Annotated in this window: 17 protein-coding genes; 8 read left to right on the top strand and 9 right to left on the bottom strand. The window is 42.0% G+C overall.

Annotated features, from left to right (window positions below; genetic code table 11):
• Positions 1-16: 16 nt before the first annotated feature.
• Genes QE390_RS05705 through QE390_RS05685 form a run of 5 tightly spaced genes read left to right on the top strand, consistent with a single transcriptional unit; the run spans position 17 to position 5,277 of the window.
• Positions 17-1,057, top strand: a complete 1,041-nt coding sequence (locus QE390_RS05705; RefSeq protein WP_307141431.1) for a glycosyltransferase — start codon at positions 17-19, stop codon at positions 1,055-1,057.
• Positions 1,054-1,554, top strand: coding sequence for a serine acetyltransferase (locus tag QE390_RS05700; RefSeq protein ID WP_307141430.1), 501 nt, complete (start codon positions 1,054-1,056; stop codon positions 1,552-1,554). Before QE390_RS05705 ends, QE390_RS05700 begins: the two co-directional genes overlap by 4 nt.
• 11 nt (positions 1,555-1,565) lie before the next feature.
• Positions 1,566-2,648 (top strand): glycosyltransferase family 4 protein, encoded by a 1,083-nt coding sequence (locus tag QE390_RS05695; RefSeq protein WP_307141429.1) that lies wholly within the window; start codon positions 1,566-1,568, stop codon positions 2,646-2,648.
• A gap of 50 nt (positions 2,649-2,698) precedes the next feature.
• A complete protein-coding gene (locus QE390_RS05690; protein WP_307141428.1) occupies positions 2,699-4,510 on the top strand; it encodes a right-handed parallel beta-helix repeat-containing protein in 1,812 nt (603 codons plus the stop codon).
• A gap of 5 nt (positions 4,511-4,515) precedes the next feature.
• Positions 4,516-5,277: a WecB/TagA/CpsF family glycosyltransferase gene (locus tag QE390_RS05685; RefSeq protein WP_307141427.1), complete on the top strand. Its 762-nt coding sequence runs from the start codon at positions 4,516-4,518 to the stop codon at positions 5,275-5,277.
• Between the two features lie 6 nt (positions 5,278-5,283).
• On the opposite strand, the gene QE390_RS05680 is transcribed toward QE390_RS05685, so the two are convergent.
• The 5 genes from QE390_RS05680 to QE390_RS05660 all read right to left on the bottom strand — a co-directional run bounded on the left by QE390_RS05680 (position 5,284) and on the right by QE390_RS05660 (position 14,644).
• Complete coding sequence (locus QE390_RS05680; protein ID WP_307141426.1) at positions 5,284-6,795, bottom strand: capsule assembly Wzi family protein; 1,512 nt, start codon at positions 6,793-6,795, stop codon at positions 5,284-5,286.
• 109 nt (positions 6,796-6,904) lie between these two features.
• Entirely contained in the window at positions 6,905-7,981 is a 1,077-nt protein-coding gene (locus QE390_RS05675) for a mannose-1-phosphate guanylyltransferase (protein ID WP_307141425.1), read from the bottom strand.
• A gap of 646 nt (positions 7,982-8,627) precedes the next feature.
• Positions 8,628-9,050: a response regulator gene (locus QE390_RS05670; RefSeq protein ID WP_106636903.1), complete on the bottom strand. Its 423-nt coding sequence runs from the start codon at positions 9,048-9,050 to the stop codon at positions 8,628-8,630.
• Positions 9,051-9,056: 6 nt separating this feature from the next.
• Positions 9,057-10,184, bottom strand: coding sequence for an ATP-binding protein (locus QE390_RS05665; protein ID WP_307141424.1), 1,128 nt, complete (start codon positions 10,182-10,184; stop codon positions 9,057-9,059).
• A gap of 455 nt (positions 10,185-10,639) precedes the next feature.
• Positions 10,640-14,644 (bottom strand): response regulator, encoded by a 4,005-nt coding sequence (locus QE390_RS05660; RefSeq protein WP_307141423.1) that lies wholly within the window; start codon positions 14,642-14,644, stop codon positions 10,640-10,642.
• Positions 14,645-15,024: 380 nt separating this feature from the next.
• On the opposite strand from QE390_RS05660, the gene QE390_RS05655 reads away from it, so the two are divergent.
• Entirely contained in the window at positions 15,025-17,337 is a 2,313-nt protein-coding gene (locus QE390_RS05655) for an FdhF/YdeP family oxidoreductase (RefSeq protein WP_307141422.1), read from the top strand.
• Positions 17,338-17,375: 38 nt separating this feature from the next.
• Entirely contained in the window at positions 17,376-18,233 is an 858-nt protein-coding gene (locus QE390_RS05650) for an alpha/beta hydrolase family protein (protein WP_307141421.1), read from the top strand.
• Between the two features lie 65 nt (positions 18,234-18,298).
• Here the strand turns inward: QE390_RS05650 and QE390_RS05645 are convergent, their stop codons facing one another.
• The 4 genes from QE390_RS05645 to QE390_RS05630 form a co-directional block, all read right to left on the bottom strand.
• Positions 18,299-19,384, bottom strand: a complete 1,086-nt coding sequence (locus QE390_RS05645; protein WP_307141420.1) for a hypothetical protein — start codon at positions 19,382-19,384, stop codon at positions 18,299-18,301.
• Between the two features lie 316 nt (positions 19,385-19,700).
• A complete protein-coding gene (locus QE390_RS05640; protein WP_307141419.1) occupies positions 19,701-20,114 on the bottom strand; it encodes a hypothetical protein in 414 nt (137 codons plus the stop codon).
• An 841-nt stretch (positions 20,115-20,955) separates the two neighbouring features.
• Positions 20,956-22,656, bottom strand: coding sequence for a carboxypeptidase-like regulatory domain-containing protein (locus QE390_RS05635; protein WP_307141418.1), 1,701 nt, complete (start codon positions 22,654-22,656; stop codon positions 20,956-20,958).
• 52 nt (positions 22,657-22,708) lie between these two features.
• The gene (locus tag QE390_RS05630; protein ID WP_307141417.1) at positions 22,709-24,610 is read right to left on the bottom strand and encodes an AAA domain-containing protein; all 1,902 of its coding nucleotides are present in this window, start codon (positions 24,608-24,610) and stop codon (positions 22,709-22,711) included.
• A gap of 309 nt (positions 24,611-24,919) precedes the next feature.
• Here QE390_RS05630 and QE390_RS05625 point away from each other — a divergent pair, with 309 nt between their 5' ends.
• Positions 24,920-26,809 (top strand): glycosyltransferase, encoded by a 1,890-nt coding sequence (locus QE390_RS05625; protein WP_307141416.1) that lies wholly within the window; start codon positions 24,920-24,922, stop codon positions 26,807-26,809.
• Position 26,810: the final 1 nt, after the last annotated feature.

Below are 26,810 nucleotides of genomic sequence, written 5' to 3'. Positions count from 1 at the left end.
GTTCCTTGGTTATTATATGAAAGCCAAAATTAGTGTTATAGTACCTGTTTATAAAGTTGAAAAATATCTTACAAGATGTTTGACATCAATTTTAAATCAAACACTTAAAGATATTGAAGTAATACTTGTGAATGATGGATCGCCAGATGGCTGCCCTGATATTTGTAATAAGTTTGCTTTACAAGATTCGAGAATTAAAGTTATTCACAAGGAAAATCAAGGACTTGGTCTTGCACGGAATTCTGGATTATCTATAGCCACTGGCGATTATGTAGCATTTGTCGATTCTGATGATTTTATTGAAGCCAATATGCTTGAAAAGCTTTATGATTTAGCAAATACTACGAGTCTTGATACAGTTTATTGTGGTTTTATAAAGTTTCGATCTGAAAATGACAAAGAATATATAAGTGAAGTTGAAAAGACGATTATCTTCGATAATCGAGATTTAATAGATTTAGTTATTTTGGATATGATCGGATCAGAGCCTAATGCTTTTTCTGATCGTAGATTTCAAATGTCAGTTTGGCATGCCATATATTCACGAAATTTGATTGTTGATAATTCTATTTATTTCCATTCTGAGCGAGAGCTCATTTCTGAAGACATTGTATTTCATATAGACTATTTATCTAAAGCTAGCAGGTTAGCTTTCATCCCTGACCCGCTTTATTACTATTGCATCAATGAGACCTCATTATCGTCTTCATTTCGACATGATCGTTTTGAAAGATACAAAGATATTTATTACTATTTGCTAGAAAATTATAAAATTAATGATATTCCTGGTTATAAGCTACGCGTTGATAGATTATTTATCGGTTATTCGAGGTCTCTGATACTTAGTTTATCTAAGTATAATTTAAATATTAAGGAAAAGAAAAGTATTATAAAGCGAATTTGTGATGATGCTGTTTGGAATTCATTAATTGGTGATTATCCATATAAAGTACTCCCATTTAAATATAGATATTTTTTTGAACTCATTAGTGGAAAACATATAAGTATAATTTTACTTGTATTGTTTATTCATAAAGTAAAAAGTAAATTTTCATGAAAGAGCTAATGAAAGAAATTGCCTATGATTTTAAAATCTTAGGTAAAAACTCTAAAGGGAAGCTATTTATATTTTTTTTTAGAATATCACATTTCTTTTCGAAAGGAAAGATAAATAGGATAATAGGCTTGCCTTTTAGAGCTACATATAAAATTGTTTTTAATTATATCCTAGGCATTGATATTCCAGACACTACGTTAATCGGTAAAGGTTTTAATCTATTTCATGGACAGGGTACAGTTGTGAATGAGAAAACTATTATTGGTGATAATGTTTTTATACGGCAAAATACTACCATTGGTAATGCCAGATCACATGATGATTGTCCTTCTATTGGGAATAATGTGAATATAGGAGCAAATGTAGTTATAATTGGTAAAATTATAGTAGGGAATAACGTGACAATAGCCGCTGGATCGGTAGTTATAAAAGATATACCTAATGGAGTGCTTGTTGCTGGTAACCCAGCCACTATAAAAAAGTACATTAATCTATAATAGAGAGTATTATGAACATACTTATTACAGCTCCTAATTTGGATCCCTCTAAAAATGTTAGTGGGATCTCTAGTGTAGTTAAGAATATAATTGATAATAACACTGATCATAAATATTTTCATTACATACTTGGTAGAGACGACCGTAAACATAGTTTTCTATATGTCGTATTTATTCAATTATACCAGATTTTATATTTCCCTTTTTATTTAACTAGATATAAGATAGATATTGTTCATCAGAATTTTCCATTTAACCCAAAAGGTATATTAAGGGAATTCGTTATTAATACATGGTGTTATATATTCAGAATTCCTGTAATGCTGCACATACATGGAGGAGAGTACCTAATGAGAGGAACTTCTAATAAATTATATTTGAAACTCATAAATTTTATTTTTACTAACAGCCGAAAAATTGTTGTGCTGAGCGAATTAGAAAAAATAACTTTACAAGAAAAATTTAATTACAGAAATGCTACAATATTAGAGAATAGTATAGATGTTGAGCAATATAAAGTAGGACATAGTAAGAATCTATCTTCCAAGCCTTTATTATTATTTATTGGACGAATACATGAAAGTAAAGGAATAGAAGATATTGTTGGTGCATTAATACTATTAAAATCAAAATACGATTTTAAATTTATTTTGTGTGGTATTGGCCCTCTTAAAGATTTCTTTATAGATCAATGTCAAAATATTTTACAAAATGACTTTGAATATAGAGGGGTTGTAAAGGGTTTGCAAAAAGCTCAACTAATAAAAGAAGCAGAGATTTTTCTATTACCATCTAGATATGGGGAAGGTTTGCCAATTGCTTTACTTGAAACTATGGCCGCGGGCGTTGTTCCTATTGTAACAGATGATGCTTCTATGAAATACATTGTAGAAGATGAAAATACTTGCATCAGAGTGAAAAAGAGAGATCCTCAAGATATTTATAGAGCACTTAGTAATCTTTTAGATAATCCTTTATTATTTTCTAAAGTTAGCTATAATGCAGCTAAGCTTATTGATGAAAAATATAATATAAAATTATACATAAAAAAGCTTAATGATATCTATAAATCATGTATGACTCAATTTGAATAACTATCAGTTGTATAAACTTTAGTAAAACCGGTTTTAGTTTTTTTCATTTTATGAAAAAATATATCATAACATCCTTACTACTATTTTGTGCAAATTTAATCTATGCACAAAATATATTGTATGTTTCAACTAAAGGCAGTGATATACTTAATGGAACTATTAATAGACCTTTTCGAACTATAAGTAAAGCGATCTCTGTAGCTAGACTGACAAAAGTAAAACATATAGTTATAAGAAAAGGAAGTTATTATTCTACTAATTTATTATTAGACAAACGGGATTCTGGCCTTATATTGTCAAATTATAAGAGAGAACGAGTAGTTATCTATGGAGGTTCCCCACTAGATTCTTTAAAATTTGATGGAAAATTTATTTATAGAAAAATCCCGGGTTCTAAAAATAGATCTTGGGATTTTAGAATGTTAATTGTTAATGATACAATTAGACCTTTAGCTAGATACCCCTCTATTGGAGAGTTGGAATACTCTAATGAATGGAACTATGAAAGTAAACCTGCAACTGAAGGTTTTTGGCAGAAAAAGCCTTCGGAAGAAGAATTGAAATATTTATTTTTTAAAGAAAATGTTTTTAATGATATCGACCCTCTTAATGCTGAGTTATCTATATTCCACCAATGGGACGAAACCTATTCTGGAGTTAATTCTATAGATAGTGCTAATAAAGTTGTTGAGTTATCTAATATTGCTACTCAACCTCTAGGTTCATTTGCTAAGTATAATAAGCTTGCTAATAAGTATGTTATATGGAATACTATTCAAGGAATGCTTATTCCCGGGAACTGGTATTTAGATAGAAGAAATGAAGTATTATATTATTATCCTAAATCTACTGAGACTATTGAAAACATTACAGTCATAGCTCCTAGATACTCTCATGTTATCGAAATAAGCGAAGGTACGCAAAATATTACTATTACTGGCATTGAATTTAGGGCAGCCTCTAATGTATTGCAAAACGAGAAATTTGCTGGTCATAATATAGATGCAATTATTTACGCTAAAAAAGTAAAAGGTATTAAACTTGATAATATTATTATTTGTGAGTCCGGAGGTTCTGGAATCTCCGTAACAGGAAATGATAATATTATTAAAAATGTAAAGATAGAAAATATATATGGGGGGGGGGTATATATATCGGGTAGAAATAATACAGTTATTAACTGTGACATTAAAAATATTGGTATTTTCTTCAAGAGTTCCGTTGCTATAAACGGTGGTGGTAAGAATAACAGGTTTGTAAATAATAGTATTTTTAATGTTCCTTATTCTGGAATTTGTGAGATTGGAGATAGTAGTCTTATAGAAAAAAATTATATATATAATTCTATGACTTTTTTACAAGATGGGGCTGCTATATATAATGGATTGTATAGAAATATAATTATCAAGAATAATTATATTTCTAATAATGATAGCAGTTTTACTAACAGGTTTAAAGTAGGAATATACTGCGATGAGAATGCGGTAGGATGTTTAATAAATAATAATTCTTGTGTGAATGTTTTTTTTCCTATACATTGTCATTTATCTAAAAAAATAAAAATTTTTAATAATTTATTTGAAAGTAAATTTCCTCAAACTATTAGCTTACAAGGATCTAGTAATGTGAATGTGAATAATAATATTTTTTTTATAAAATCTAATTCTTTTACTTCTTATTCTCCTTTTCTAAGAATTAATGGAAATACAGATGTTATTGAGGAGAATTATATTATTGCTAAAGATGATATCCTACTTAAGGACCAAGCTATAACTAGACTCAGTAAAAAAAATTATGTTTACAATACTAAATACAATAATATAAAAAAAGTAATGAAAATGATTAATTTCAAATATAAATGATTATCATGGAAAATTATAAAAAACTAATTAGTATAAATGTTACTAACGGTCCATATAGAAGATTTCTAGAAAATATTATAATAATGTCGTCTAGAAATATTTCTTCATATGTTTGCGTTGCTAATGTACATATGCTAGTAGAAGCTTACAATAATGAGGCCTTTGCATCGATAGTCAATAACGCAGATTTAGTGACTCCAGATGGAATGCCTTTAACTTGGGGATTGAAGCTTGTGCATGGAATTCAGCAAGACCGTGTTGCAGGGATGGATCTGCTACCTGATTTATTGACAGAAGCATCTAAATTACAGCTGCCTGTTTATTTCTATGGAGGAACTCAGGCCATGTTGGATCAAACAGATGCGTATATTAGAAAAGTATACCCTTCCTTGCACGTAGCAGGCATGTATAGTCCGCCATTTAGACCTTTAACTGCCGAAGAAGATCAGCAAATAGTGGATAAAATTAATGCTAGTGGGGCTAGAATGATCTTTGTAGCTCTAGGATGTCCTAAACAGGAAAAATGGATGGCTTCCATGAAAGGGCGGATTCAGGCAACAATGATTGGTATTGGAGGAGCTTTACCAGTAATGGTGGGCATGCAGAAAAGAGCTCCAGAATGGATGCAAAAAGCAAGTCTGGAATGGTTGTATCGACTGGTTCAGGAACCCAAACGTTTATTTAAACGCTATGCAGTTACAAATACTACTTATCTGTGGTTATTAACTAGAGAGCTATTTACTAAAAAGCGGCTGAAAACAACTTAAACGGGTTTAAAACCAGCCTGTTTTCCGTAAAGTGAGCATGCCAGCTACTGATGGAGTAAGCCATTGGCCTGCATCTGCGGCTAGACTGCCTTTCCATTCCAATCCTCCCCACAAGCCACTTGGTACGACTACTTCTAGTAGACCAGAAAATTGCTTAACTCCCCCTGGTATTGGTTCTGGACTAAAGGGACGACCTCGGTTCCAGCTCTGAGAGAGCAAAGCATGAAATTTAACGCCATTGGCCAGCTGCCCTATGGCTCCAATATGAATTACCTGAATACGATTATTAACAATCATCGAGAAGTTCCGGTAAGGACCCCGCAAATTGTACCATTTGGGAGCAGTATCCATCCATCGAGTGATGAAGGGAGTCCCAATAATACGTCGTTCGTTTGTCCATCCATTGATGTACTGATAGTTATGGAAATAATCATCGTTACCTTTGGGATACTTAGGACCGCTTTGATTAAGGGTTGTGACAAACTCAGCCGTTATATTGGTTAATCGAAAACTACGTATGGGCTCTGTAGTGCGGTTTTGCCAACGTACTCCGTATGTTCCATCTGGTAAATTACCAAAAACTACGCCAGACATGTCTTCCCAGGGTCGTTGAATATAAAACAGAAAATTGGAGCGTCGAAGACTAAGCTCTAGAGCTATATCCACGGATCCTAAGTGGTTACCTGAACGGTTGGCAGTATCGAAAGCAGTAAAACCACTTCCTCCTTTTTCTTCTATCTTACTCGGCCAGAAGGCCCTTTTATAAGCTCCCCAGCCAGAAGGTAAATATCCATTATTAGATAAGCTATTATTTAAATACCTGGAGTATCCACCCCACTGAACAAAGTGATTCATTCCTCCGTAAAAACGTACTTTCCAGGTAGGTTTACCAATGCGTACAAATAAAGCTTTCGCATGTAAATAGACATTCTGCATAGAGTCGGTATTGGTAAACCATCCATGACTAATGAATGCATTCAAAGAAATAACACCCTTAGTGAATTTTAAAGGAGCGTAATCTTTAGTACCGATGCGAACTTGAGTAATTGGAACCGCATTACCTGACCATGCATAGGAACCAGAAGTAAGGAGCGTATCAGTGATGCCATTGATTTCCTTGCGACGTCCCACATACAACTCGGCATGACCTAGCCTAACCGCCGCGTACGCTTCAGGTAAGATCAAGCGGGAAGAGCGATTCAGGTTTCCTACGGCTTCTACACCTGCTTTTAGATAAGGTTTTCGATTCTGTGTTACATCTCCCCACAAGCCCGTAGCTCCTAAGGTAATCAGGGCTGATGGGGATTCAAGTGGAACAGTACCAAACTGATTGGACCGTAGCCAAAAGGGGGTACGGGAACTCGTAGAAACCAATCCCCCCAACTCAGCTTTATAGCGAATACCCCGCGTTACCGTGGTGTCGTAGACGGGACGATTGAATTGACTGTAGGCAGGGAAATGACAGAGGAGACAGAGAAGGCACCCAAGGGAGTAACCCAAAAGTCGATAAAGCTGCATATGGCGGTAGTTCAAAAAGAATATACTCTTTACTAAAGACAAACCCGGAAAACCAGAAGAAGGTTTTCCGGGTTTGTCTTAGATGATATGAAGAATATCATTCAAAGGGTTACACAAACTCAACCCCACGAGTGGTGGCATCGGCCACGAAGCTTTTCACTTTCTGTTCCTGATCTTTAGGGCAGATCATCAGTACGTTGTCAAACTCAGCAACGATGAAGTCCTGAAGGCCTTCAACGACTACCAGTCGCTCTTTAGGCGTTTTAATGATGGAACCCGTCGTGTTATGTGTCACAATGTGTCCATCCATGACATTGCCGTTTTCGTCTTTTTCGCTTACCTCATAAAGAGACTTCCACGTACCTAAGTCCGACCAGCCAATGTCACTTAATACGACGTGCACATTCTGGGCTTTTTCCATCACTCCATTGTCAATGGAAATGCTTTGGCAAAGAGGATAGTGCTGGAGCAGGTCTTCAGCTTCTTTTTCGGTATAGTAATGATTTTCCAACTTTTCGAAGACCTCGTGAAGCTCGGGCAGGTAGGATTCAAAAGCCTTTCGGATTGAATTGGCATTCCAGACAAAAATACCGGCATTCCAAACGTAGTCGCCACTTTCCAAGAAAGCTTGAGCCAGCTGTAAATGAGGCTTTTCGGTGAAAGTTTTCACGCGTTTTACCTCTCCTTCGGCTTGGTCATCAAACTGAATGTAGCCGTAACCCGTATCGGGGCGAGTAGGGGTAATACCCAGCGTAACCAACAAGTCTGAATTCTCAGTAGCGTCGAGAGCCACTTTAATCCGGTCAACGAATTCTTGTTCTTTAAGAATTAAATGATCGGCAGGGGTAACGACGATATTGGCTTGAGGATCGCGGGCGGCAATTTTATAACAGGCATACCCAATGCAGGGAGCCGTGTTGCGACGGGAGGGTTCCAACAGAATCTGGTGATCCGAAAGCTGGGGTAACTGCTGTTTGGTTAAATCGTAATATTCCTGGGAAGTGACAATGTAGACGTTTTCGGGAGGACAGATTTCTGCCAGCCGGTCGAAGGTCATTTGCAGCATGGTGCGGCCAACGCCTAATACATCGTGAAATTGTTTGGGGTAACTCTGACGGGAGAAAGGCCAGAATCGGGTGCCTACGCCCCCGGCCATAATGACTACATAGGTATGGGGTGAACTCATTTTAAACGGGCGGATACATTTAGAAGCAAAACAGAGGAAAGCCTCTTGTTCTACTTAGGTCTAAGTTCAGGAAAAAGTATAGCCCCTGGAGGGCTCAGGTGGGGTAATGAAATTTAAAAAGGCTGGCTGTCCGGCATGGGCAAATCACGAACAGGTATAGTTAGCAAAGCATTCATAAAAATATGGCGGTTTAAATCGTTGGCGGAATGCAGATGGCGATCTTGCATACAACAAAAATAGGATTTATCAGGGAATAAAAAAGTTTGTTGAGCCTATTTTTACATTATAAAATTGTAAATTATAAAAGCATATCTCTGGTTTTTATCGAATGATATGTTTTATACTGGGCTGATGGTGAGAAATATATACGAAGAAAGGTATAATTCAGATTATTAAATGCGGCAGACCTAGAAGATAAAAGGGGATAGCCGCTGCTTCAGTTCTGCTGGATAAATTGTATATTTTTTATAATAATTTAGCTGAGTATCTTTACCAGTCAGGAAGGAAGCAGGAGGAATAGGGGTAAAGAACGCGGGATATAACGTAACAAAGGGATTGATACTCAGGAGAATGTTTATGAAAAAAAGAGCGACCTATTTATGAAAAAATGGTTCGCTCCTTTAGGGGTATCGGGTCATTTACTGCCTTAATCCTCTTTTTCAAAATACTCTTCCACTAATTGGGAGAATATCTCGGGGCGGAGGGGTTTGTGTAGAAAACTTACAATCTGATTGTCGAGTTTAGCCCGGTTTTCGTCATCGGGATTCAGGGAAGTGGTGAGCATTGTAACGATCACTTTCACTTTGAATTTTTCTTCAAGCTGATGGTAGGCAGTCATGAAATCCCAACCGCTCAGGCCGGGCATGTTAATGTCAAGCAGAATAATACCGGGACGAACCGAATCGGCAAGTTGCTGGCTAGTCAGAAAATCCAGAGCATCCTTTACGTTCGATACCGCTTTTACCTGCACATCGATACCCGTACGTTCGATGGCTTTGGTGTGAATGAGATTTGTAAACTTATCATCATCTACCAGTAATACGCCGTGTAGATCTTTATATTTCTTCATAAAACATTAAAGGCTAAGAAAAGGAAGAGTAACCCAAAAGGTACTACCTTGATTAGTGACGGACTCTACCTGAATAGTTCCGCCGTGCATTTCTACAATTTTTTTGCAGTGAGCCAGCCCAATGCCGTTGCCTTCGTATACCTCTCGCTCGTGCAGACGCTGGAAAATGAGAAAGATTTTTTCCTTGAATTCCGGAGCAATACCAATGCCATTATCCGAAACGGCAAAACGGCATCCTTCAGCGGTTTGTTCGGCAGTAATACGGATGTCGGGAGAAACGCCAGGCTTTCGGAATTTGATAGCATTACTCAGTAAATTCTGAAATAACTGGTGAAGCTCGGTGGCGTACCCGACCAGAATAGGCAGGTTTTCGAAGTGAATCTCTGCTCCAGAAGCTTTAATGGGAACGGATAAGTCGCTGATAACCGTCTCCACTAACTGCTGACAATCCACCCGGACTAACTTGGCTTGCTGACCCAGTCGGGAATAATCCAACAGGCAGCGAATGAGGTTTCGCATCCGGCTTGCTCCCTGACTGATGACGTCGAAGTACATATTCGCCGTTTCATCAAATAAAGAACCGTATTCGTATTGTAGCAATTCAACAAAATTCGTCAGGTTCAAAAGTGGTTCCTGCAAATCGTGGGAAGCGATGTAAACGAACTGTTCGAGTTCTTTGTTTTTGCGTTCAATTTGCTGGGCGTGCTGAAGAATGATTTTTTCCGCCAGTTGTCGATCGGTAAGATCCCGGGTAATTTTGGCAAAACCAATGACTTCTGCCTTTTCATTGTACAGGGCTTTAATACTTATGGAAGCCCAGAACGTAGTCTTATCTTTTTTCACACGCCAACCTTCCCGCTGAACACTTCCCTTCGAAGCAGCCTCCAAGAGTAACTGGCTGGGTGTGTCAAGCAGAAGATCGGTTTCGGAGTAGAACACTCTGAAGTTTTTGCCAATGATTTCCTGGGCGGAGTAACCCTTGATGCGTTCAGCCCCTTTGTTCCACGATTGAATGTAGCCTTTGTTGTCCAGAAGTATAATGGCGTAATCTTCTACTTCTTCCATCATTTGAAGTAGCTTAAGCTTCGTAGGATCCGAAAGCAGGGAGGTAGAAGCTAAAGGGGGGGTATGCATGGGAATCAGCGATGTATGAATTCTTACTCATCTGAAACAAACGAGCAAGAGTGATATAAAATGAACCAGATTTTACCGACAAAGTTTTTTTGCTGGGTTTAAAGCACTCGTCATTCAATGCTCTTTAGTACCAGGTAAAGGCTCTTCATAACCTGGCTCTGAGAAGTAAACATAATTTAGGTACAAAAAAGTCAATTTTATAATAAAAAATCTAAATTATTTATTATAAACTAAGTAGAAATACATCTAAATGCTCGCTATAATTAGTTGGTAAATAATTAGCGTTCAGTGCCTTAGATAGGGTTAGATTGATGGGCTTTTAGTAAACTTTGTTTAATGGAACGGCTAATTTTTTCCATTATTCTATAGAGTAAGATGATTGGGAGGCGTTTTTCTTTTAGATGAATAAATCAACTCAGGTAGTAAACAACTGGCCCATCTAGTAAGGTTTTTCCTTACTGGGATGAGCCACTAGCCTGTTTTAGATACTCAGAAGGCGTTATTTGATAGAGGTCTTTAAAGCATTTGGTGAAATAGGCCGGACTTTCAAAACCTACCCGATAAGCTGTCTGCGAACTGTTATAGCCCTCTTCCAGAAAAACAATGGCTCGTTTGAGTCGATAGTTGCGAATGACTTCACTGATGGGCAGCCCCGTCAGGGCTTTGATCTTGCGGTGCAGACTCACCCGGCTCATGCCAATAAGTTGAGCGAACTCTTCAACACCCAGGGAGGAATCATCCAGTCGCTCTTCCAGCAAGGTATAACAGCGGGTAAGAAAGGGATCTTCAACTGTCGAAGGCTGGGCGTTTGGTTCGGTAAGGGCCTGCAAGGCGTACTGCTGAATCATTCGCTGCTGGTCGAGCAGATTTCGGACTTGCAACTGAAGCTCCTGAATATGAAAAGGCTTGGTAATATAGGCGTTAGCTCCGTAGTTGAGTCCTTCAATGCGGTTTTGATAACCTGATTTAGCCGTTAATAGAATGATAGGAATATGACTGGTTTGTTCGTCTTTTTTCAAGGCCTGGCACAACTCCAACCCTGTCATAATGGGCATCATGACATCACTAATGATTAAATCAGGGCCTAGGGCCAGGGCTTGTTTGAGTCCCTCCGAACCGTTGGCAGCCCAGCTTACCCGATAGGATTGTGAAAGGCTATCGGTAATAAATTCAGCTAGTTCGGCATTGTCTTCTACCACCAATAACAGCGGCATCTGGAAATCTTCTTCTTTCTCTATTTTGACGGTCGGAATGACTTCTGTAACAGCCTGTTGATAAGGCAACCAAATGACAAACGCAGTACCGACGTTTATCTTGCTTTCCACGTGAATATGACCTTGTTGAATATCCACGAGCTCTTTTACCAATGATAGACCAATGCCGGTTCCCTGCCGGTAATGGCTTTCGTCGACCTGATAAAAGCGATCAAAAATGTGCGGTAAAGCTTCGGGGGCAATGCCAATGGCGGAATCCTGAACGCTGAGGTATATCCCGCCGGATAAAGATTTCCAGAACTCGGGAAGCTGGATTTCTGTAGGCGGCGTTTGGGAAATGACCAGCCGTACCTGATCGCCGGATTTAGAAAATTTCAGGGCATTGGAAAGCAGGTTATACGTGATACGTTCAAGCTTGTCAATATCAAACCAGTATTCCTGAGAGGGGCCATGTAGTTGGGTTTTGAACTGAATTCGCTTGCGTTCCGCTTCCATCTGAAACGAGGCCGTCAAATTCGTAATCACTTCGCTGAGGTGACCCCGCACTAAAGATAGTTGCATGAGGCCTGACTCAAGTTTGGCCAGGTCCATGAGCTGGTTAATGAGTCGTAGCAACTGGTGAGCGTTGCGTTCAATGCTGTCGATCCAGCGTTGCTGGTGAGGTAACTCTACTTCCTGTCGAAGCCGCTCGGCGGGGGTCAGAATCAACGTGAGTGGCGTTCTGAATTCGTGGGTAATGTTAGAGAAAAAACGGGTTTTCAATTCATCGAGCAGGCGAAGCTGAGCGGCCTCTTTTTCCTTCAGAGACATGGCTTGTTTATACCGATCCTGGTTAATGCGGTACTGAATAAAAGCCCATAATAATCCGCCGCCCAGCAGCAAGTATAGCCCGTAAGCCCACCAGGTGCGGTAAAAAGGGGGCTCGATGGTTAATGTTAACTGATAGATATGCGGACTCCATTGCCCGGTAGTGTTCGTAGCGTTAATCTGAAGGACATAATTGCCGGGCGGGAGTTTGGTGTAATGAGCCAGCGAAGCATGCCCCGTGTAGTTCCATTCTTCGTCATAACCCAGCAGTTGGTAGCGATACTTGAGTTTATGGGGCTGGTTATACTGCAAACCCGAGAAGTCGAAAGTCAACGAGTTTTGATCATAGGGTAGCGTTAACTCCTTTAAACCCGAAACCGCCTGAGCGAAGGGGGTTTGAGCAATGGGGATGTTGTTAATGTTAATACTGGTAAGGGCCGACCGAGGTTGGTACCAATCCACGAAAGACCGGGTAGGCATGAAAAGAGTCCAGCCTTCAATACCGCCAAAGGCAAGCCTGCCGTCGGGTAATCTAAGAAAATGAAAGCGGTTGAATTCTTCGCCGGGAAGTCCGTCGGAAGCCTGAAAAATGCGAATTTGATGCGTTTTAGGATGGAACTGGCAGAGCCCTTTGTTCGTCGCCAGCCACAGATTACCCGCCTGATCGGGTAAAATGGAGTAAATGGTGTTGTCGGGTAAGCCCTGAGCAACTGTATAGATTTTGCTGGTTTTAGTACTTTTCTGAAAGCAAATGAGTCCATCATAACTGCCGATCCAGAGCAAATCTGGATCAGAAGGGTCTTTTACAATCCCGATGAGCTGGTTCGTAGGAATGACCTGGGGATTTTTCTCGCGGGTGATGTATTCAATCCGATGACTTTTGCGGTCAATAGCGATTAAACCGTCAAAGGCAGTGGTGAGCCAGATGGTTTGTGCATCGACGTATAAATCCACTGGAGTAATCGGACGGTGATCCTTTTTGGCAAAGGACAAATCTTGAAGAACCGAGGCTGAAAGCTGAGTGGTCCATTGACGGGTAAGGGCGTCAAAAGAAGCCAGATAACCGTCATTACCCATAATCCATAGTTGCCCTTGCGGATCAAAACTTAAGCCCCGAATGCCTTCGTAAAGGAAATTAGTAGTTCTTAAGCCCGGCGGCGAAGGAAGCAAGACCATACGTCGCTGCTGTTCGTCCCAGTACCCTATATTTTTCCATAAAGCGATCCAGAGCCGTTTCTGGGCATCGTACTGCGAACGTAGGGTATAACTTGATAACTGAAACTCAGGTTCATTTTTCGGCCAGCCGAACGTTTGGGCGAGGGAAAGACCAAATTCTTTCCGAAACAGATCTTCGTGAAAGGAATCTTTGTTTTCAAAAACATGGAAATAAGGAGCGTCAAGGTCAATTTGATGAATGCCCGCAGCGTTGGTGCCCAGCCAGATTAGACCTGACCGATCCACTAAAAAGGAGCAGGCTTCCCGCAGGTTTTCCAGAGCTGACTCACCCACATGCCGAATGCCCCGTCGGTCGGAATATTCATAGACACTGCCCTGGATTTCCCAGTATTGATGCCCGCTAGGGCCCGTTCTAATCCATCGAATGGATTGATTCTGATCTTTCAGAAAAGGGACCTGCCGAAAGGTATTCCGCTCGGGGTTCAGGAAAATGAGCTTTCGAGCATCGCTGAACATGAGCTCGCCGTTGCGGCGTTCGATCATGGAAATCATGTCGGTAAGTATGGCAGGACTCGTGCCAAAATCCAGTGGAAAAGGCAGCGAAACCGGCGTGTATCGACCCGTGGTGGGATTAATAAAGCCGAGACCTTTCATGCTAATCACCCAGACGCGGTGGCGACTGTCTTCCATGATTCCCCGAATGCTATCAGAGGGTAAGTGATGCGAGTGCCGGGTAAAATGAGTGACTTTCTGGTGTTGCCGGTCGTAGTAATACAGCCCATTTTGTAGCTCAATGCCCCATACGTTACTGTTATGATCCGCTAAAAGGCCCTGACTGATGAAGTAATGAGGGTTTTTACGAAAGAGGGGTTCCTGGGAAACGTGGGTAACTTGCTCGGTTTCGGGATCGAAGACATCCAGAGCCGTACTTTCGTACTGAATCCAGATTTTATTGTGAATATCGGGAACCAGATACGAAATAACGTTCGAGTACAGGCTCGCCGAATCATTTTTATCATGCTGGAAAACCTTGAAATGTGTACCATCGTAACGAGCCAGCCCGTTGCGGGTGGCGGTCCACACAAAACCCGTACGATCCTGTACCAGACCAGATACGAAAGCCTGGGGTAATCCATCGCGGGGGGTAATGACGCGTTTGGGGCGGTTGATTTTCGAAAGTTCCTGAGCTGATCCCAGGTAAGGAATGAAAATCAATAAAATTAACCTCAGCCACTGGCGGAAGCTTTGGGTTAAGAAACTCATAAACTAATTAAAAGTATGGGCAAAAAGAGGGCGGTAAAAATACTTTACCTAGCAATATTAAAAAATGAACGGCAGGAATAGCAGCAGAAGGTACGAGTATTTAACCATAAATGGTAAGAAAATATGATATGATAAGAGTTGTATAAGTGTCAAATATGAAAAATAACAAATGTTTATAAAACATGACTTGAGCTTGAAAACACTTGACGAAGGTTCGGGTTAAATAGTCCAAAGCATGAGGCTGATATTGCCTGGAAAAACGAAGCAAAAAATACTACACTGCTCGTGGAAACGGGTTCGTTAGTAGTACCTTGTTACTAAGTTACTAAACATTAAATCTGAAGTGGGTTACAGCCCAAAGCCCATTTCCTAAAATAGCCATGAAAGACCATACCATATTAACCCAGCCGCCAGAGACCCTTACGGGTCTGAGTGTGAGCAAACCCTCTAAAATAGCTGCGGGTTTAAAAGCCGTGATTCAATCCATGGAATTTGCCTGGAGCGAGGGGGGCGTGGGCCGGGGTACGCAGGCTCTGTTGAAACTGAACCAGAAAGATGGCTTTGACTGTTCATCGTGTGCCTGGCCCGATCCCGATGGGCATCGCTCAGTGGCTGAGTTCTGCGAAAACGGAGCCAAAGCCACCGCCTCTGATGCGGATACAAGGCGGGCTGATCCCGAGTTTTTTAGTAAACACAGTCTGGCCGAGTTATCCCGCATGACCGATCGGGATCTCAATAATGCGGGCCGATTAACGCATCCACTGATTCGCCGGCCCGGAGCCACGCATTATGCTCCCATTACCTGGCTGGAGGCTTTTGCGTTAATAGGACGGGAACTGAACGCTCTGGCTTCGCCGGATGAAGCTTTGTTTTATACTTCGGGGAAAGTACCCAACGAGCCCGCTTTCTTATACCAGCTTTTTGTTCGGCAGTTCGGCACCAATAATTTACCCGATTGTTCGAACATGTGTCACGAAAGTAGTGGAACCGCTCTGGCTCCAACGCTGGGCTTAGGCAAAGGATCGACAACACTGCACGACATTCACGAAGCGGAAGTCATCCTCATCATGGGCCAAAATCCGGGCACGAATCATCCACGGATGCTGACGGCTCTTCAGATTGCCAAGAAAAAGGGAGCCAAGATTATTGCTATTAATCCTTTGCATGAAACGGGTCTGGATCACTTCAAAAATCCACAGGATTTCATGAATCCCATTAAAGCCGTGGGTACACTGGTGGGAAAAGGAACGCCCATTGCGGATGTATTCCTTCAGGTGAAGATTAATGGCGATATGGCGGTGCTGAAAGGCATTATCAAGCATTTATTCGCCCTGGAAGAAAAGCATCCGGGGAAAGTAATAGATCACCGTTTTATCGAAGAATTCACGGCTGGTTACGAAGCCTTTCGCATTAACTCCCGCCAGGATTCCTGGAATGAGATTGAAGCTAGCAGTGGGCTCAGCCGTAAGGAAATAGAAGCTGCTGCCGAATTACTGGCCTTTAAAGATAAAATAGTCACCTGTTGGGCTATGGGTATTACCCAGCACAAAAACGGGGTAGATACGATTAAGGAAATCGTAAATATGCACTTACTCAAAGGTGCCATCGGCAAAATTGGGGCGGGCACCTGCCCCGTGCGGGGTCACTCCAACGTGCAGGGAGATCGCACGATGGGAATCTGGGAAAAACCCGAAGAGAAATTTCTCGATGCTTTGAAAAAGGAATACCGTTTTGAGCCACCCCGCAAGCACGGTTTGGATACCATTGATGGAGTCAAAGCCATGCACGAAGGCAAACTTAAGGTATTTGTAAGTATGGGGGGGAACTTGCTTTCGGCTTCTTCGGATACTGAATTTGTGGCCGAGGGGATTCGTCAGTTGAAATTAAGTGTGTACGTCAGTACCAAACTGAATCGCGGGCATCTGACGACGGGAGAAACCGCCCTAATTCTACCTTGTTACGCTCACCTGGATAAAGACATGCAACGTTCGGGCCAGCAGTTTACTTCCTGTGAAAACTCCATGGGTGTGGTTAGTCAAAGCAAAGGGGTGCTTGATCCACTAGAAGGCGAGATGCTCAGCGAAGTAGCCATCATTTCAGGCATGGCTCTAGCTACGCTGGGTGAAAAATCGACGGTAGATTGGGTAGGGTACACCGAGAATTATGATACCATTCGTGATTCGATTGCCCGGATTGTGCCGGGTTTTGAAAACTTCAATGAAAAAATTCGCAAGCCCGGTGGTTTTTACCTTCCCAATGGCCCTCGTCATCGGCAATTTAATACTTCAAACGGACGGGCTAATTTTTCAGTAACTCAGATCGAAGCTCATGAACTGGAAAAAGATCAATTGGTGTTAATGACCATTCGGAGTCACGATCAGTTTAACACTACAATTTACGATTACAATGATCGCTACCGGGGCGTGTTTGGCGAGCGGCGGGTGATTTTTATGAATACCGAAGACATGGCTGAACGGAACATCAAACATGAGCAGTTGGTAAATATTACCAGTCATTTTAACGGGCAGCAGCGTCGGATTGAGCGATTCATTGCATTGTCCTATGACATTCCGAAAGGAAATACCGCCGCGTATTACCCCGAAGCAAATCCGCTTGTACCAATTGATAGCGTGGCTAAAGAAAGTAATACGCCTACGTCTAAATTTGTAGTGGTAAGTATTGAAGCTGCCTGATAAAATCCTATCACTAAAATCACCCGTATTTCGAGCGTATGAAAATAGTTATTATCCTGTTTTTACTCATCAGCAGTCCTGCTGTTTTCGGACAAAAAGGGCATTTACAGGAAAGCCTACCCCTTAAAAGTAGCATTTTAGGCAAAGTGGTCAATTACAGCATTCTTTTGCCTGAGGGTTATGAAACCACCAATCGTCGCTACCCCGTGCTGTATTTATTGCACGGATTGGGCGATGACGAAACCGGCTGGACTCAGATGGGAGAGGTAGAAAGAATCGTGGAGGAAACCAAAGCCGTTCCCATGATTATTGTGATGCCCAATGCGGAGAAAACCTGGTACATGAACAGTGCCGACGGCAAAATTCGCTACGAGGATTTCTTTATAAAAGAACTCATTCCCTACATCGATTCAACCTACCGCAGTCGACCGCAGAAAAACTACCGGGCCATTGCAGGGCTTTCCATGGGTGGTTACGGAACGCTGTTATTGGCCACCAAACATCCTGAATATTTTGCCGCTGCCGCTCCGCTGAGTGCGGCTGTGTTTACCGATGAAGAAATCGTAACCATGAAACCGGAAGATTACCAGCGGAGATTTGGAAAAGTGATGCCGACCGAGCTAAAGGGTAAAAACCGTCTGAGCGACCATTGGCAACAGTTCTCAATTTTTAATCTGGTGCAGAAACAGCCCGTTGAGTCACTGAAATCGGTTCGTTATTACATCGATTGCGGTGATGACGACCATCTCATACGGGCCAACATGGCCCTGCACACTACGCTGCTGGATAAGACTATTCCACACGAATTTCGGGTTCACGATGGCGGCCATACCTGGACCTACTGGCGGGAAGCCCTGCCAAAAGTCCTCGGATTTGTCTCGCAAAGCTTTCATTAACGAGCCAGAAAAACAGGCGTAGTAAAGAGTCCACGGGTATCATTACTAGTGGACTCTTTACGTGATTAGAGTTTAAACTGAACGCCGCCCGTGAGGCCCAGGTATAGGCCGTAGGTTTGTCGGGAGGTTACTTTTTCCCAGAGCGGCAAGCCATGTAAATCCGGGCCGTTTTCATTTTTGAAATGTACCTGATTCAGGGAAGGACCGGCGAAAATTTCCCAGCGATCCTGAAGTTTGAAGGTGGGTAATAGCCGTAGTGCGTAGCGATAGTACTCGCGGTTTTTAAAATCAGTTAAGGTTAAGCTCGCCACTTCCAGATTAAGTCGAAAGGCAGGCGTATCCATCAAATGAGCTCCCAGACCTCCTTCCAAGGCGAGTAACGAAGTAGTCTGTAAATGATAGCCCAGCCCTAAAATGCCATACAAAACGCGTCCGCCGGAGCGGAAGGTGAGTAAGGTGTTCAGAATTTCGTCGGTGCTGAGGCTAAAGGATTTTTCTCCACTCTTAACAAAATTGAGCAGGGCAATGGGATAATCACTCGTATCGGCAATATTGATAAGTCCGGCCAGTTGAATGCCCCGAACTTTTTTCGCCACATTAACCAGACCCCCAATTTGATTATTGGCCTGATTGCTCCGGTTGAAAACCCCACTGATCTGAGTTACCTGCGAGCTTCCTCGGCTGGTATTACCCAGTCCCGCTAGTTGCAGGCCATCCGTTTTTCCGGCTACGTTTACGACGCCCGCCAGTTGAACCCCCGTAAACTCCTGACTCACTACGTTAGTAACACCCGCCAGTTGCAGAGCTTTGGCCGAATGAGCCGTATTAACTACGCCCGTTAGTTGCGTTCCCTGAACGTGACCTCCCGTTTGATTATAAACGCCAGAGAGTTGTAAGCCTCGGGCATTTCCGCGAATATTCAAACCAACGCCCGCCAGAGCTACGCCCGTTTCCGCTCCCGAAACGCCAATCAGGCCGTGCATGGAAAAGGGGTTGCTGTATTCGGCGGCAAGGCGGCCATTACTACTTAAAGGGTAAATCAGACCGATGTGGACCACGCTGGTTTTGCTGAGCTGATGTTGAGCCAAAAGCAGCAAGCTATGAAAAGGGAGACTATAAAGTAAGGCACGAAAAATGAATGCAATCTTCATTGGTTTGGCTAAAAAATAGATGAAGGACAAGCCTTTTTCTTTTGAAGTCATGCATGAACCTTCAAGTCAAAAAGCGATCCTATGACAGCTTGAGCCAAAATACCCCTACGAGAAGAATAAAATTTTTAATTAAGACATGAAAAAAGGAATTACCAGCTAAACTCTCCGCTCTGGTTGGTATCCTTGCCAAACACTAGGCTTTTAGTAAGGCTGGTGAAGACCTCAGCCAGGGTAGGAGGAAAATTGTTTTTCTGATTATCAGTAGATTACAAAATACTCACTCCGACATTTAAGCCACACAATGTTTTTTTTATTACTAAAAAGAAAATTCCCCAATTTGACCTGATTTAGCTTTAAATATTATCTTATCATCTTTGTTTATCAATTCTATCTCCCCCCTAACCCTGGCCTTTGACCTTGATATTAAACACCAGTTTGATTTATTTTCTCTAAAAACATAAATATTCTGACATGGTATTCCTGAACATCCTACAGAAATAACAACAAAATATTGGTCATTCTTTATATTCAAGATTTTAGAATTAACAATTACCATACTTGATTCATTACTAGGCCATATCATTCTCCACTCATCCTCATTTTTATTTTTATCAGAAATAACAAAAGGAATTTGGTGTTCACACCATTCTAATAATTTTTCTTTTTCATTAAAAGACAACTTGCAGGTGGAAGAATCACAATAAACCCAATACAATTCCGTTGTATGCAATTTTTGAGAATATAAATAATTGCAATTAATCGACAGTACATAAAAAAAAACAATAGGCAGGATTCTGAACGCTTTACCCATAATAAAATACCTCCACTTTTATAGTTATTGTGATTTGCATTTGCTGGATTATAAATAAAATGCCCTGAGCCATCTATATTATTGACAGGAGTAATGCCTGGTTTATGCGACTACATCCCTCCTTTATCCTACCTATCTTAACCTGAATTCGGGACAAAAATTTAGCTGGTATGCTATAAAACAGGAGACCTATTAAGTATCTAACATTTTAATAGTTAGCCACTATAACGCCATATTTTCAAAGGGTAAAGTTATTGAAATATTTTGTACCGTAGATGATTTTTGAAGGAGTTCGAGCTACGCATCAAAGAATTAAAGCAAGTTCAGGTTAGTGGAGAAAAGCGGCATAGAAGCAGAGCATTATTAATGTCTAACTCTGAAAATCTAACCATTTTAATCTGTTTTCATTTAGGCTCGCACCAAACTTTTAAACATTATTATCAGTAGATCGTACAAGATCATTGGGTGGATTTATTTCCCAAAAATTTGTCTTACATCCGCCGTGGTTGGTGTCCTCACCAACCACTAGGCTTGGGCTGGTGAAGACACCAGCCAGGGTAGGAGTAACCGAGCCCGCCTCTTACCCAGACGCGATAAAGTCGCGTCTCTACCTTTTCAAAACAAAAATTTGGGGTCAAACTACGTTTACTACATTACAGATTCCCACGCAGTTGCTCAACTCTGGCCAAGCAACTGCGGGATTTTCGCTGTTATTAAACCTTATTTTTAGACAGTCTCTTAAATATGAAAAAGAAAAACATTACCAGCTAAATTCTATCGCAAACTGTCCCCCCAACCAAACGCGGCCCATACCCACTTTGGCACTGGGTAAATGCTGGGCGGGGTCGGCTAAATAAGGAGCAGCAAAAACGGTTTGCCCGGAATGATACAGCGAAGCGGTCGGGCCGGTAATAAAGGCGAGATGTTTAGTTTTTTTCCAGCGAAGTATGGGCTGGAGTCGGTACAAATTACCGAGTTGTGACCAACTGCCCTGATACGTACTTTGAGAACTGAATTCAACGGCAAAGTCAAAACGGTCAGATAGCGTAAATTCAGAGCCAATGCCCAGCCCAAAAGTAAATAGTTTTCGCTGATAAGCAGGAGAATAACCGGCAATTAATACGGTATAAAAATGAGGGGTGCCACTCTTGAATTCCAACTGAAGAGGCACGAGTTCATTGGCTGAAAGTGAGAAGGTTTTCTTCCCATTCTTAGTTAAATTGACTAACCCAATGCTGGCTCCCGAAGAGCTATCGGCCTGGTTAATAATTCCGATTTGAAAGCCTTTGAGGTGACGGGCATAGTTATAAAGTCCGGCAATCTGAATGCGGGCATTTTCGCCGGAATGGCTATTGAAAAGTCCGGCGATTTGGAGTACGCTCGAACCCCTTTTAATATGATTGCTAAGGCCGGATATTTGTAGCGAATGTTCTGCCTGGCGGGTCACATTCATAACTCCTGCCAGTTGCAGGGCTCCCAAATTACGCTGCGAAAAATTATGGACGCCTGACAACTGCAAACCCTTCAACGTATCCATAATGTTGTTGTGAAGACCCGCAATCTGTACGCCCCGAACGCTGCCGCCCACCAGATTAAACAATCCCGCTACTTGCAGGGAACGAACGTTGTTCTTAGTAATATTGAAGACGCCCGCCACTTCAACGCCATTAACGCCCGCATTATAACCACCGAGCAGGTTTATGGAAACGGTATTAACGATCTGCGTACTTAGTCGGCCTCGGCTGCTTAATCCCGGTGTTAAGGCCACCTGATAGGGGAGATTGACAAAAAACTGACTTAGGTTTTGGCTCTGACTTCGCAGCCGCCGTGAAAGTAATCGCCGACCTAACCAGCTATTTTCCCCGCCTGAATGCTGATTAACGGTAACTTCCTGTAGATAAACTGATTTGGGTTTAATGCGAATGGTTACGTTCTCATCCGGTGGAATAACGAGGGTGGTATCATGATAACCCAGCCGGCTAACGGTAAAAAGGGGGGTAGTTTTCTGAGCTTTTAAACGCAGGCGAAAATGACCCTGATCATTACTTGAAGTAGCAAGTAGGCGGGTTTTGTCGTAAATACTGGCCAGCTCTACTTTTTCTCCCGTTTCTTGATCGAGAATAGTGCCACTGACATTGTAAAACTTTTCGGTGATATTCAACTGGATAATCAGGTAATTACCCGTTTGCTTATACAAAAACCGATCGCCCAGAAGCTGATGCAACACGTAATTAACCGTTTGCCGATGGACCCGGATACTCACCAAACTATCCTGATTGAATAAGTGGCTGTTATACGAAAATGAAAACCCGCCCTGCTGGCCTACGCGTTGCAATACCTGAGCCAGGCGTTGTTGCTGGGCGGAAATACTAACGGTTTTAGAAAGTAGATCCTGACCCAGACACCTCTGACTGACAAGCGTAAGCAAGTATAAAAAAAAGGCGAAGCAGATATGTTTCATAGGGCGGGTGATCGGTTTCTTGAAAAAGCTGGGGTAGGGCTAGTCTCAACGATTAATTCATGAATTCCCAGGCACTTTGATACGCCTGATGCTGCTCGGCGTAGGCAATGAAATTGGCATAAAAGGGAAACTGAGAAAGCGTAGCACTGTCTCCTACAATAACCAGCTTTTTACGAGCCCGAGTCATGGCTACGTTCATGCGGCGAATATCAGACAGAAACCCGATTTGCCCTTCCGGGTTGCTGCGGGTCATACTGATGTAGACGATGTCGCGTTCCTGTCCCTGAAAACTATCAATGGTATTTACCGAAATACGGTGTTGATATGGTTGCAATTCGGGCGAGTGTTCTACCTGTTCCTGAAGTAAATGAATCTGTTGCTTGTAAGGCGAAATAACGGCAATGCTGGGAAAATGCTCAGGACTATAGCGGTGCCGCAGGTCTTCCACCAGCAGACTCAGGTGCTTGATGGTAAATGCTGCCTCTTCGGGATTGGTGGAAGAAGTACCTTCGAGTTTTTCCTCAAATCCGCAGCCCGCCGTGTCAATAAAAGCCAGCGGAGCATCTTCAGCAAACAGACGGTGACTAGCTACCGAAGGGTGAGCTTTGAGCTTGCCTTCATAAAACACCTGGGACGAATAACCCATGATAAGCTCGTTCATGCGGTACTGCTGTTGCAATAGTGTCACGGCCTCGGGATAAGCTTCTACGCATTTTTCCAGTAATGTTTTACTAAGTCCTTTGGCGGCAGCTTCACTGGATTTGATTGTAGGCGAAAGCTGGAAATGGTCTCCGGCCAGAATTACTTTTTTAGCTTTTAAAATCGGAATCCAGCAGGCGGGCTCTAAGGCCTGCCCGGCTTCGTCGATAATAACAGTCTGAAAGGTTAAATTACGCACCGTGTAATGATTTGAGCCAACCAGCGTGGCCGTAATGACCTGAGCTTTATTAACCAGATCGTCAATGGTATACTCTTCCAATGCCGCTACTTCCTTCATAATCCGGTGGGCTTCATCGAAGAGGGCTTTTCGCTGCTGCCGTTCCGCCGGGCCGAAGTTTCGCTTGTACTTATGAGCCATGTTTTTAAATTCATGAGCTCGTTTTTTTAACTCCTTTACCTCTTTGGTTCGGGTATGATCAGCCATTTTATGATCGAGCGTCAGGGCCATTAACCGCGAAGACACCCGGGCCGGATTCCCAACTCGCAGGACATTTAGGCCCTGATCCGAAAGCTTTTCGCTGAGTAAGTCAACAGCTGTGTTACTGGGGGCTACCACCAATACTTTTTCATTGTGATGTTTGACCAGGGTTTTAATGGCCTGCACCAGCGTAGTCGTCTTCCCCGTACCCGGAGGGCCATGAACGATGGCCAGGTCATTAGCCTGTTGAATTTTAACGACGGCTTCGGCCTGCGAAGCATTCAAATCAGGCTGAGGAACGGTAAAAACATCGGTATGGAACGTAGGGGTATGCTCACCCGTCAGGATGCGAATGAGCCGCCCCTCGGGCTGCGTTATTTTCTGAGCCGCCGTGTTTAAAGCTGCCTGCATTTCATCGTAGGCATTGTCGTCAAAAAGCACATCCACGCCTAGTTTGCCATCCCGCGACCATTCGGGCAGCTCATCAGTTCTCAGCGTCAGGCGAAGTCGATTCCCGCTTTGATGGGCAATTACACCCTCTACTCGATCCTGCTTGGGATCATGATTGGAAAATAAGACGGCAGGCATGCCGAACCGAAGCTGGTGAGGTAAGTCCTGATGCGTCGTACGTTCAATCTCTACCGTCAGGTAATCTCCACGACTCATTTCCGTGCCCCGAATGGCGATGGGATACCAGCTTAATCCGTTAGCTCTGCGGTCCGCCACCGAAGACGTTTCCGTTAAACGCAAGTACGATTGCCGATCTTCCTCCCGCTCAATTTTGAGCAGTTCTGTGAGTTTTTTAAAGTAATCCATGCCCAAAGGTAAGGCTCTTTTTACTTGCCTGCATGGCTTTCAAATCAGCAATTTCGATTAATTGATGGAACCCTTCCTGCCTTTGCGTAGGTGGGCTAATGGATAGATTTGTTTGGGTCAGAAGATAAATTTATTCATTTTTGTAGGCAGGTCGAGTTGGCATCAGGAAGATAAATGATCTTTTGGTCAAAGATCTGCTGATCAAAAAGAGAGATAAAATTGAGTATTTACTTTTCATCTGTCTCAAAACTAAGCCTATTACTTCCCCACTTTTAGCTTAGAATTGAAATAAGATCGCGTTACAACAAAATGGATTCTAAAAAAAGATTCTTGCTAATAGCTCCCTGGGATTATCAATTATATGAAGTAATTGAAAAAAATCTGATTCACTTAGGCTATGAAGTAATCGTATTGCATAACAATATTTATCCTTTTGTTTATAAAGACAAACGCGAGCGGACGACGAACTTCTTACGGAGAACCTTCCTTAATGACAAAGGCTATAAGCATAGGTTAATACAAACGTATTCGGATTACAAGCGATTATCGGTCGTTCAGAGTTACGATCATTTTGACATTACGCTGGTGATTCGGGCTGATTTTTTCGATACGGCATTATTACTGGAAGCCAAGAAAAAAAGTGATAAGTTCATCTCTTTTCATTACGATGGTATCTCCCGGAACCTGATGATTCTGCCCCGAATTCACCTTTTTGACCACTTCTATGTCTTTGATCGTCAGGATGTAATCACTTATAAAAAATACGGCGTTGAGTACGCTCCTAATTTTTATTTTGATTATCCCGAAGAAGCCACGGACTTACTCCAAGGAGAAGTTCAGAATAAGATTTATTACATCAGTTCATACCATCCTTCCCGGCTGGATATTATTCAGTCTTTTTACAAGTTCATCAGTAGTAAAATTAGCCCAGTCCAGTTTGATTTTGTCTATAATCACTACGATGAACACCATATTCCAGATTTTGTAAAAGAAAATTTTACGTGTCATCACCGGGTACTTCCTTATGAGTATCAACTACGGATGATTAAAAACAGTGAAATTATTCTGGACTTCTGTATTGATGAACATTCGGGGTTTTCTTTCCGCATTTTTGATGGAATTAAACTAGAAAAGAAAGTCATTACCACCAATCCTTATGTGGTGAATGAAGACTTTTATCATCCAAATAATTTCTTTGTTTTAACGGAAGAGAATAAAGAAGAGTTGGATGAGTTTCTTAAGTTGCCTTTCGTTAAACTTGATGAGGCCATTCGCAGTAAATACTACCTGGGGAACTGGATCAAAACGGTAACTGATTATCCAACGCCTGCTTCCAAAGCCCTGGCTGAGCCATTAATTAGCGTGATTATTCCCTGTTATAATAATGAACGGGTGATTATCGAGGCCATCCAGTCGGTAGAAAATCAGACGTATTCCAACGTTGAAATTATCGTTGTTGACGATGGATCAACGGATAATTCTGTGGCCGTTATCGAGGAATATCGTCAAGACAAAAACATCCAGTTGTATAGTAAACCCAACGGCGGCCCAGCTTCCACCCGTAACTACGGATTTGATCGTTCCAATGGTCAGTTTATTGTTTTTCTAGATGGGGATGATAAGCTGCATCCTGATTTTGTCAAGGAGCATTTTGAGATATTCAGAAAGCATATTCACGTGAGTCTGGTGTATTCGGATGCTGAATTTTTCGAAGGTAAAACCGGGCCCTGGAAGATTATTGATTACGACCGCGACGAGTTTTTAATTTCGAATGCCATTCCCATTTTTGCCATGGTGAGTGCGGCGGCTTTCGAGCAGGCGGGTAAATTTGATGAAAATCTCAAAGGGCTGGAAGACTGGGAGTTATGGATCCGAATTTTAACCAAAAACAGCCACGTTCATAAAATTAAACAGCCGCTGTATTATTACCGGAAAAGGCTAGAGCAAAACTCTTTAACCGACGACGCGGACTTTCATGTGAACTCCGTGCAGTATTACCACTATATCTACAACAAACATATGCAGGCCTACCGGGCCAGACATCTGGATTTATTGCATTTACTGGAAAGTCATCGCAATAACAAAGCTGTATATCAGGATTTTGTTAAATATCGACGTAAGTATTATTCCGTCTGGTATCGCAAGTGGTTCTATTACTTCTTCAGACGAGATAAATACAACGAGATTTTTTCCAATTAAC

The organism is Siphonobacter sp. SORGH_AS_1065, from assembly GCF_030818595.1.
Taxonomy (GTDB): Bacteria; Bacteroidota; Bacteroidia; order Cytophagales; family Spirosomataceae; genus Siphonobacter.
The sequence above is the reverse complement of the archived record's forward strand: the minus strand, read 5'-3'. Positions and strand labels throughout refer to the sequence as shown.

Excerpts from the sequence above, each read along its gene's own strand:
- QE390_RS05705 (WP_307141431.1), top strand. The coding sequence starts at position 17 with ATGAAAGCCAAAATTAGTGTTATAGTACCTGTTTATAAAGTTGAAAAA.
- QE390_RS05700 (WP_307141430.1), top strand. The coding sequence starts at position 1,054 with ATGAAAGAGCTAATGAAAGAAATTGCCTATGATTTTAAAATCTTAGGT.
- QE390_RS05695 (WP_307141429.1), top strand. The coding sequence starts at position 1,566 with ATGAACATACTTATTACAGCTCCTAATTTGGATCCCTCTAAAAATGTT.
- QE390_RS05690 (WP_307141428.1), top strand. The coding sequence starts at position 2,699 with ATGAAAAAATATATCATAACATCCTTACTACTATTTTGTGCAAATTTA.
- QE390_RS05685 (WP_307141427.1), top strand. The coding sequence starts at position 4,516 with ATGGAAAATTATAAAAAACTAATTAGTATAAATGTTACTAACGGTCCA.
- QE390_RS05680 (WP_307141426.1), bottom strand. The coding sequence starts at position 6,795 with ATGCAGCTTTATCGACTTTTGGGTTACTCCCTTGGGTGCCTTCTCTGT.
- QE390_RS05675 (WP_307141425.1), bottom strand. The coding sequence starts at position 7,981 with ATGAGTTCACCCCATACCTATGTAGTCATTATGGCCGGGGGCGTAGGC.
- QE390_RS05670 (WP_106636903.1), bottom strand. The coding sequence starts at position 9,050 with ATGAAGAAATATAAAGATCTACACGGCGTATTACTGGTAGATGATGAT.
- QE390_RS05665 (WP_307141424.1), bottom strand. The coding sequence starts at position 10,184 with ATGCATACCCCCCCTTTAGCTTCTACCTCCCTGCTTTCGGATCCTACG.
- QE390_RS05660 (WP_307141423.1), bottom strand. The coding sequence starts at position 14,644 with ATGAGTTTCTTAACCCAAAGCTTCCGCCAGTGGCTGAGGTTAATTTTA.
- QE390_RS05655 (WP_307141422.1), top strand. The coding sequence starts at position 15,025 with ATGAAAGACCATACCATATTAACCCAGCCGCCAGAGACCCTTACGGGT.
- QE390_RS05650 (WP_307141421.1), top strand. The coding sequence starts at position 17,376 with ATGAAAATAGTTATTATCCTGTTTTTACTCATCAGCAGTCCTGCTGTT.
- QE390_RS05645 (WP_307141420.1), bottom strand. The coding sequence starts at position 19,384 with ATGAAGATTGCATTCATTTTTCGTGCCTTACTTTATAGTCTCCCTTTT.
- QE390_RS05635 (WP_307141418.1), bottom strand. The coding sequence starts at position 22,656 with ATGAAACATATCTGCTTCGCCTTTTTTTTATACTTGCTTACGCTTGTC.
- QE390_RS05630 (WP_307141417.1), bottom strand. The coding sequence starts at position 24,610 with ATGGATTACTTTAAAAAACTCACAGAACTGCTCAAAATTGAGCGGGAG.
- QE390_RS05625 (WP_307141416.1), top strand. The coding sequence starts at position 24,920 with ATGGATTCTAAAAAAAGATTCTTGCTAATAGCTCCCTGGGATTATCAA.